This is a genomic window from Lysinibacillus sp. NPDC056232, from assembly GCF_042267565.1.
Taxonomy (GTDB): Bacteria; Bacillota; Bacilli; order Bacillales_A; family Planococcaceae; genus Lysinibacillus.
Genome location: NZ_JBHJTF010000016.1, coordinates 86,422 through 95,037 on the forward strand (window position 1 = coordinate 86,422; position 8,616 = coordinate 95,037).

8 protein-coding genes and 1 pseudogene are annotated in these 8,616 nt (G+C 37.2%); 2 read left to right on the forward strand and 7 right to left on the reverse strand.

What is annotated here, in order from left to right; all coding sequences use genetic code 11:
* Positions 1 to 132: 132 nt before the first annotated feature.
* The 3 genes and pseudogenes from ACFCYJ_RS13740 to ACFCYJ_RS13750 form a co-directional block, all read right to left on the reverse strand.
* Positions 133 to 225 (reverse strand): annotated as a pseudogene (locus ACFCYJ_RS13740) (methyl-accepting chemotaxis protein); the annotation flags it as partial.
* A gap of 711 nt (positions 226 to 936) precedes the next feature.
* Entirely contained in the window at positions 937 to 1,722 is a 786-nt protein-coding gene (gene gdh, locus ACFCYJ_RS13745) for a glucose 1-dehydrogenase (RefSeq protein ID WP_376074491.1), read from the reverse strand.
* Between the two features lie 15 nt (positions 1,723 to 1,737).
* The gene (locus tag ACFCYJ_RS13750) at positions 1,738 to 2,595 is read right to left on the reverse strand and encodes a RhaT/GlcU family sugar-proton symporter (RefSeq protein WP_376074492.1); all 858 of its coding nucleotides are present in this window, start codon (positions 2,593 to 2,595) and stop codon (positions 1,738 to 1,740) included.
* Positions 2,596 to 3,077: 482 nt separating this feature from the next.
* Between ACFCYJ_RS13750 and ACFCYJ_RS13755 the strand changes: the two genes are divergently transcribed.
* Together ACFCYJ_RS13755 and ACFCYJ_RS13760 are read left to right on the forward strand one after the other, a co-directional pair.
* Positions 3,078 to 3,233, forward strand: coding sequence for a YjcZ family sporulation protein (locus ACFCYJ_RS13755; RefSeq protein ID WP_376074493.1), 156 nt, complete (start codon positions 3,078 to 3,080; stop codon positions 3,231 to 3,233).
* Between the two features lie 1,131 nt (positions 3,234 to 4,364).
* A complete protein-coding gene (locus ACFCYJ_RS13760) occupies positions 4,365 to 4,556 on the forward strand; it encodes a GNAT family N-acetyltransferase (protein ID WP_376074494.1) in 192 nt (63 codons plus the stop codon).
* Positions 4,557 to 4,956: 400 nt separating this feature from the next.
* On the opposite strand, the gene lpdA is transcribed toward ACFCYJ_RS13760, so the two are convergent.
* The 4 genes from lpdA to ACFCYJ_RS13780 all read right to left on the reverse strand — a co-directional run bounded on the left by lpdA (position 4,957) and on the right by ACFCYJ_RS13780 (position 8,319).
* Entirely contained in the window at positions 4,957 to 6,351 is a 1,395-nt protein-coding gene (gene lpdA, locus ACFCYJ_RS13765) for a dihydrolipoyl dehydrogenase (protein WP_376074495.1), read from the reverse strand.
* The gene (locus ACFCYJ_RS13770; protein ID WP_376074496.1) at positions 6,338 to 7,210 is read right to left on the reverse strand and encodes an alpha/beta hydrolase; all 873 of its coding nucleotides are present in this window, start codon (positions 7,208 to 7,210) and stop codon (positions 6,338 to 6,340) included. Before ACFCYJ_RS13770 ends, lpdA begins: the two co-directional genes overlap by 14 nt.
* Before the next feature lie 59 nt (positions 7,211 to 7,269).
* Positions 7,270 to 7,872, reverse strand: a complete 603-nt coding sequence (locus ACFCYJ_RS13775; RefSeq protein ID WP_376074497.1) for a TetR/AcrR family transcriptional regulator — start codon at positions 7,870 to 7,872, stop codon at positions 7,270 to 7,272.
* Positions 7,873 to 8,013: 141 nt separating this feature from the next.
* The gene (locus tag ACFCYJ_RS13780; RefSeq protein ID WP_376074498.1) at positions 8,014 to 8,319 is read right to left on the reverse strand and encodes a hypothetical protein; all 306 of its coding nucleotides are present in this window, start codon (positions 8,317 to 8,319) and stop codon (positions 8,014 to 8,016) included.
* Positions 8,320 to 8,616 lie beyond the last annotated feature (297 nt).

Sequence of the window (8,616 nt, forward strand, 5' to 3'; positions counted from 1 at the left end):
TCTTTCCTCCTACTTCAAACGCTCTTAACTTGTTATTCTTCTTTAGAATAGAACATGAGTTTCGGATTTACAAGTAGTCGAAGTAAGAAATCAATTTCGCCTTGGGTAAGGACAGTTTTTTTGATTTTAGGGAATCTGCTCTGCTGATTGCTGCGATTGCTCTGCTATCTTCCGCACTTCATCGGCGACTACTGCAAAGCCTTTCCCGTGCTCTCCAGCTCGCGCATTTATCAAAAACTTTATTCTACCTTCTTGCTTTTCCGAGCATATCAGTTGAACAATTAATAGCCGTTATATTTAAATCATTGCGATTAATTAACTCTAAATTTGCTCCTGTTCCTACACCAACAAACAAGATTTTGTGTTGATTATTGCATGCTATGGCTTTTGAGACTCCCACCCCTAAAGGGACAAGCTGACTAATGTCAGTGGGATTCTTGAGTAACTAAGCGTTCGCAGTCCATTTCTGTTTTGAACAGCTCTCAAGATTGGGGTATCCCATTACCCCTCCCTATCCAGTGCATATAGCAGATAGGGCTACGCTACTGTTACCATAGCGTATAGTTGGTTTCGTTCGATGTGTTTTAGCGTCTTTTTCATGACGACACATATTGTTTTACCGATAGCATGAATTAGGCTACCGAACCTTATACAATATCCAATTTTCAATGAATGAGCGTGTTTTAAAGACTTTTACTTGTCTATACATGAAATATAACACCCTTTCAGACAATTAGCAAAAGTAGCAAAACTACCTCTTGTCTGACCTCACTTTCATCCCATGTCTAAAGACGGGCTACACCCTGCATGGGCTTTCTCGTTCGGAAAATCTGTAAGAAAAAATATTCAACTTAATTGCAAATCTCAACTAATCCGCTTATCGGCACATAAAAAAGGCACCAAAAAACTCTTGATACCTTTTTAGCACACCATTACTCATCCACGACCAGCTTGGAATTCAGGATATAAAGTCATCCCACCATCCGCAAATAGCGTGATCCCGGTTACATAACTAGCCTGTGATGAAGCAAGCCATACTGCGACTGCGGCAATTTCTTCCGGCTTTCCGATGTACCCCATCGGAACCATACTTTCCACATCTGCACGTTTGGCTGGATCTGCAAATTTCTCAGCATTTATAGGCGTATTGATCGCTCCGGGTCCAATGTTATTGACACGAATCCCCTTTGGAGCATATTCTAAGGCTAATGTTTCTGTCATTAACTTAATGCCCCCTTTACTAGCGGCATAATGCACGAATAAAGGCCAAGGAATTTTCTCATGAACACTGGACATATTAATAACAGTGCCTTTAATATCGTTCTCCACGAAGTATTTAATCGCTTCTCGACTTCCTAAAAACGCACCTGTTAAATTTGTATTGATGACTCTATTCCAATCGCTTAACGGCATTTCATGAGAAGCTACTGGATTTTCTATACCCGCATTATTAATCATTACATCGAGGGTCCCAAACTCTTTTATAGCTGTTTGAACGAGATTGATGACATCCGCTTCTACTGTAACATCACCTTGTACAGCAATAGCCTCCCCACCGGCTTTTTTAACCTCTTCCACTACAGTATTTACATCCGCTTCATTTGAACGATAATTAATAACTACTTTCGCTTTTTCTGCCGCGAAGCGAATGCCCATCGCTTTACCTAATCCCGTTGCAGCACCTGTAATCACAACAACTTTTCCTTCTAAATCTGGATACATACAAGGCCCTCCTTTTTATCTTTTCGCAATCCCTAACATAATTCCAGCAGCGACTATAAAAACAATCCCGATAATAATTGCTATGAATTGCCGTTTTGTTTTTTTCTCACCTAATATAAAAATTCCGCCTAAAGTAGCGATGACTATCCCCATTTGGGAAAGAGAAAAACTTGTTGCGACTCCTACACGTGGCTGAGAAATAAATAAAAACATGTTTCCGGCAGCCCAGATTAAACCAGGGATAATATTACGAATCGCATATTTATTAAATGGTTTATGTTTAAACGTTAATAAAACCCCACCTATTACCATCCCGATTGCTTGTGGCAATAAAGCAGACCATCCACTTACATTAAATAAGCGTATTATCACCACATATACTAAATAACCAAAAGTTGAAACAAGTAAAATTAAAATTCCTTTTTTCAAATTGCTTCCATGTTCTTCTTGTTTCTCTTCTGGATTAGGTAGTGACGTGAGAACAATACCAATGATGATACTAATAAGTGCAAGAACACCTAATATAACCGACATTGTTGTCGACCATTCATGAAACACGATTACGCCAAATAAAGTCGTTGATACCAATTGTAGCCCTGTCGAAATGGGCATTGTTTTGGAAACCCCTATTAAATCAATACTTTTCAATTGGTTTACCTGACCTAATGCCCAAAAAAGACCCGATACAATTCCGACGCCAAACACTATAGGAGATAACTCGGGCTTTACAAAAAAGTAAATACCTATAGAGAAAATAAGTGCACCAAATGTTGTTCCCAGTACTTGACTATAGGGTCCACCACCGAGTTTGACGTTAAATAATACAATACTTCCCCAAAAGAGAGCTGGTAATAATGCTAGGATGATATCCATTTTTTAAACTTTTCACCTCTCTAAATGCTTTATTTGATTTAACAAAACATCTATAATACTTTTCTATGATGTGCCAAGGAAAATTTTTTATACTTTGAATTAGAATCACCTATTAAGTTGGTTGAATTTGTTATGTAAAACTTCCACTTTCGCCACACAAAATAGACCAAGACGGCAATTAAGCTATCTTGGTCTTATAGAAATCCCTGTTTGCATGGTGGATTTTTTACATTTAAATTTATAAATTAATTCCTAAGGCAATCCACTATACAAAAGTAGTATCTCATCATAATAATATAATAAGCTAATTTTTTAGCTTACACCGCCTTGAATTGTTACTGAGGGTCACTTCCAAACGGTGGCCCTTTTTTTCTCAAAGTATTATTTTCCAAAATTTATAATTCTAAGATGCTTTGTTGGATAAATACCTCTCCACTTTCTGTAACGATACATATTATAGATGTAGAAAGGAGGAATGCATCATGGGATGGTTCAGTGGCAATTACAACAACAATTACAACAACAATTGTTGCTACGGAGGTTATAGCTATGGAGGTGGCAATAACGGTTCAGCATTTGTTCTAATTGTTGTTCTGTTCATTCTTTTAATTATAGTCGGCGCTACATTCATGTATTAATCTTTAAAAGTTTGAGCTATTAGAAAATAATAAACAGGGATGTTTTCAGTCTTATACCACTTCATTCAAGGTCACTTTCGCAGAGTGACCTTTTTAACATTGCCAATCTATTTATATCAATACCTTGCTCAATGTCCGATCTTTCCATACTTCCCCATTAAACACCAAAATAAAATCTTATCATTGCCATTAACTAGTACCAACAATTATTCTCTCTTTACAGTTTATTCATAAGTATTGTTGGCACTAGCTTTATTTATTATTAATAATACCCAATACCACCCTTTAATGCTAGGAATACTAAGTTATCCCTATACCTTCATAACGTTAAGGATCACTTTCTTCCAATGACCCTTTCATAAATATAAACAATAGTTACATGTGAATTCATCTTTTCACACACTCGAAAAACAAGGTACTCCATTTGTACCTGGTAAAACAACTATTTAAATAAATCAGGAACGACGACTCTTATAAAGATCTTATCGTTTCTTTTTTAGTAATAACGTGGGTTCGGATAGTGGTGTTGTGGGTGGTGATGGTGCGGATGGCGATGATGGGTTGGATGTGTTGGGTAGTAATGCATTGGGTAGTAATGATGGGTTGGATAATGTTGAGTCGGATAATAATGGGTTGGAGAAACCGGGTAATACGGATGTCTGCCACCATGTTGTCCCCCATAACTATCATGCCCGTAATCGTATCGCATATTTTTTCCTCCTTTCGATTTCGATATAGGTTATGCTATTTATGGATTAACAGTCTACGCAAATGCCTATATGCTCACCAATATGCGCCCTCTTCGCCTTACAAACAAAAGAACAATCATCATTCCTACAAATTTTTCGACATTCCAGCTAATTCGTATAAATTGCACTGGTCTATCTTTCAGCGTTATAAAACACAATGGTTGTTTTTGCGTCCATAGCGCGCAGCTCATACAACTTTTTACGTGTATCCTCGTTGCTGTTTTTGGGTGAAAATCAATCCCATTCGCAGTTTTTTCCATTTCTCTAACAAACCGCCACCCTGTCTATGTTACAATTTCAGTGTAGATAGAAGATAAAATCAATTATTCCTCGGCATAAGTGCGTCCTGAATCGGCTTTGTGTTTAGGCCTACAGATGTTTTTTGCGCGAAAGCGTAGCGGTAGCGGCAGGCATTGTGGCTGATATGATGAATCATATTTTAGAAAAATATAAAGATGTTCACCAAAAGGTTCTTTTAACAGAAGAAGCCCCCGATGTACGGCATTTTTATGAAAAGAATGGTTTCCAATCTTGTGACAAAGGAACACTTGTAGCTTTTGCAAAAATGAATTAATAGTGTGTGAATGTTAAGTATTTAATCCGACGAAACAATAAATGAAGTTTGATCTATCCAATATTCTAGGACTTGTGTGTATGAATACACACAAGTCCTTTTGTTATGCTATCACATATTTATAGGGACGCTCATATACACTTTTACATGGCTTTGTATCCCTCTGAAAAGTCAATAATTGAAGAACAAAAGAGCAAACACTAGAATGATTTCGTGTATCAACATCGCTTACCTGTTATCACCTTTTATGGCTTCTATCACATATTTGCTTCTTACTTGCTGTCTATAGGAAACACCTACCCACAAATAAAAGGCTCAGGCAGGTGCTTTATTCGATGAATTATAGTAAATAAAAAACCTATAAGATAGTTTCATCATATCGGTATTCGAAATATATCTACTATGCTTTCACAATATGAATTGGCCTCCCCATAATTACCTCAGCAGCATCCATTGTAATCTCACCTAAAGTTGGGTGAGCATGGATTGTTAATGCTATATCTTCTGCAGTCATACCCGCTTCGATTGCAAGACTTAATTCAGCAATCATATCAGATGCACCAGCACCAACAATTTGAGTACCGATTAATATGCCATCTTCTTTACGCGCAACAAGCTTCACGAAGCCTTCTGTTTGGTTTAAAGCAAGCGCACGACCGTTTGTTGCGAATGGGAATTTTGCTACTTTCACCTCGATCCCTTCTGCTTTTGCTTGCTCTTCATTGTAACCAACAGTTGCAAGTTCTGGATCAGTGAAACATACAGCTGGGATTGCTAAGTAATCTACGATTGATTTTTCGCCAGCGATTGCTTCTGCAGCTACTTTACCTTCGTAAGATGCTTTATGTGCAAGCTGTGGACCAGATACGATATCACCAATTGCATAAATGTTTGATACTGAAGTACGGCATTGTTTGTCTACTTTTAGTAAACCTCGTTCTGCGAATTCGATGCCTACTGCTTCAAGTCCCATTTCATCTGTATTTGGAAGACGGCCTACAGTTACTAATACATAGTTAGCTTCAACTGTTTTTTCTTCTCCGCCAGCTTCATACGTTACAACTACGCCGTTTTCATTTTCTTCCACACCTTTTGCTGATGCGCCAACAACAACTTCTACGCCTTTTTTCTTTAAGCCTTTTTTCACAACTTGTGTCATTTGCTTTTCAAATCCAGCTAGAATGTCTTTGCTGCCTTCAATGATTGTTACTTGAGAGCCTAAGTTAGCGTAAGCAGAACCTAACTCAGTACCGATGTAACCCCCACCAATGACAACTAATTTTTCCGGTACTTCTGGTAAAGAAAGTGCATCAGTCGAGTTGATTACGCGTTTAGTGAATTTGAATGTTGGAATTTCAACCGGTCGAGAACCTGTTGCAAGGATGGCATTTTTGAATGTGTAAGTTTGTGCGTTGTCACCATCGATTACACGTACAGTGTTTGCGTCTATGAAGTATGCTTCACCTTTCACAATGTCGATTTTGTTGCCTTTTAATAGACCTTCAACACCGCCTACTAATTTAGAAACTACGCCTTTTTTGAATTCTTGCACTTTTGTCCAGTCAAGTTTTACTTCTTGTGCAACAACACCCATATCATCTGAATGCTTTGCTTGTTCAAAACGGTGACCTACTGAAATCAGCACTTTTGATGGGATACAACCGACATTTGAGCAAACTCCTCCTAAATACTCTCTCTCTACAATTGTTACGTTTTGCTTCATTTGAGTAGCGCGAATAGCCGCCACATATCCTCCTGGACCTGCACCAATCACAAGTGTATCAATATACTTCATCTACTACTTCCCCCTCATTGCTTTCTATAAAATGAAAAACGTTAACCCAAAAAAATTTATCTTTCACACAATTATGGTGACCTTTTGTTACAACTTTAATTACCTGTTTAAAGTTGCTATTATTTATTAGAACATCCACATTTGAAATCGACACTTTTTTATCCTCAATTGAATGTATGGCAAGAGCTGGGGACTGTTGGTTTTTTAATATTTTTTCTAGACACCATTCTCTCCTAGCTTTTATAAAAACACCTCCACGTAATAAAAACCAACTGACAAATAGCCAGCCAAAAGGAATGTAAGGTATTGTTACTTTTTCAGCCATTGATTTGCTAATACTTTTTAATGATGTAGGCATTGAATCAGTAATAAGTGCTTGTAACCTCAAATCTGTGGAATTCACAATACTTGCAGCGATCCCCCCCATCGAATGCCCTAAAACATAGATTGCATTACTATTAATATCTGGCCTCTCCAACACATAATCAATCGTTGATGTTATACTTTGGACAAACGATGCAATACTCACTTGTTTTTGTATTGAATCACTTTGCCCATGACCAAAAACATCCACAATTATTACGTCATAATCGCTAGCTAATAAGGGATCCACATAACGTAACATGTCTGATTTATTAGAGCTCCATCCGTGAATCAGCAGAAAGCAACCTCTTGCCCTCTCGCTTTTAATAAGCCACCCTCGAATTGTCCCAGTACCCAGTTCTATTTCAATGTTTTCATAAGTCGCATTCGGGTATTTTATATCCTCTTTCATTTTCGGTGTAAAAATATGAAGAATGATATATCTCCTTAGAAATAAAATAATTGCTATGAAAGCAACGAATAATAAATATTTCATAATAATCCCCTCCACGAAAGATACCATTTGGTCTCTTTTTGATTTTAAAAAAGACGGCTTTATGGCCGCTCGGTAGCAATCATTGAAATATATTGCCTCAAATTATTTCTTATGATCTTTGTTAATTGCCCATCATTCTTTAATCGATCTAATACGAGTCCACCTTCAAGTGTTGACACAATATATATCGCAGTGTCGTATGGCTGTACTGACTGCTTCAACTCCTGATGCTTCATTCCATCCTCTATAATTTTCATCATCCACTTTATCATCATATCCATTGCTTCATTAATCGATGGCAGTAACGCACTCTCTTCTAAATCATCCATTTCTATAGCTGCGTTAAAAATAGGACACCCACCTACGATCGGTTTTCCTTCACCTAATTGTAAAAAGGCCTCCACAAATGCGATTAGTTTGTCCGGTGCATTTTCGTGTTGTGAAACACTCGTCTTTAAATGATGTTGCATTATTTCGGTAGAAAAATGAAAAGACTCGACCATCAGCTGCTCTTTATCCTTAAAGTGTCGATATATCCCCCCCTTTTGAATATTTGTTTCCTGAATAATGTCACTCATTGTTGTTGTCATGTAACCTTTTTTGTTAAAAAGCGTAGCAGATTTTCGAATAATATTGCGCCTTGTTAATTCACCTTTTTTCATATAAACCTCCAAAAAGATACCTTTCAGTCTCTTTTAATATATAGGAATTAGAATACAAATTCAAGAACTATTTAACAGAAAATCAATTATGCCTCGGCATAATTGCGTCCGGAATCAGTAACGTTACATAGTACTATTATATTACTCAACTAATTCAACAGTAAGTGTAGTAACCGCCATTGGTGCTGTACCTTGCACTGTTCCGTCATAACCGACTTTTACTTTATCACCAACCTTAAAAGTTTCGTCGGGATTCTTCGCTAGATTTACATAAACAATTCCGTAAACCGCATTATTTTCAGATTCAGTTACATAAACTACTGCTTTCCGATCGTTTATCATCTCTTCAATCACCCCTACAAAAGTAGCTTTAACTTCACTTTTACCCCCAAAAAATAAACTGTAGAATATAAGAAGTGCAATGAACAAACTAATTGTCTTTTTCAAAATAGAATTCCCCTTTCGTCAGATTAATAATATCTCAAATCAAGTAATTATTTCCACCTATAATATTTAGCTCATCATCATCATGTGTAGTTGATTTCTATTCCGACTAGGCGCTATCCTAAGGACGTCCGATGAACTCAGTAGCCCTAAATGGGTCGCCTAGTAGCAAATGAAATAACATATAAAAAAGGCCACCCATTTCTAAACTGTACCCTATAAGATAGACACTTTGAAAAAAGTCTATCCTATAGGGTACTTTTGTTTATAATGAGAAAAAAGATGTCGGAGCGGAATGAA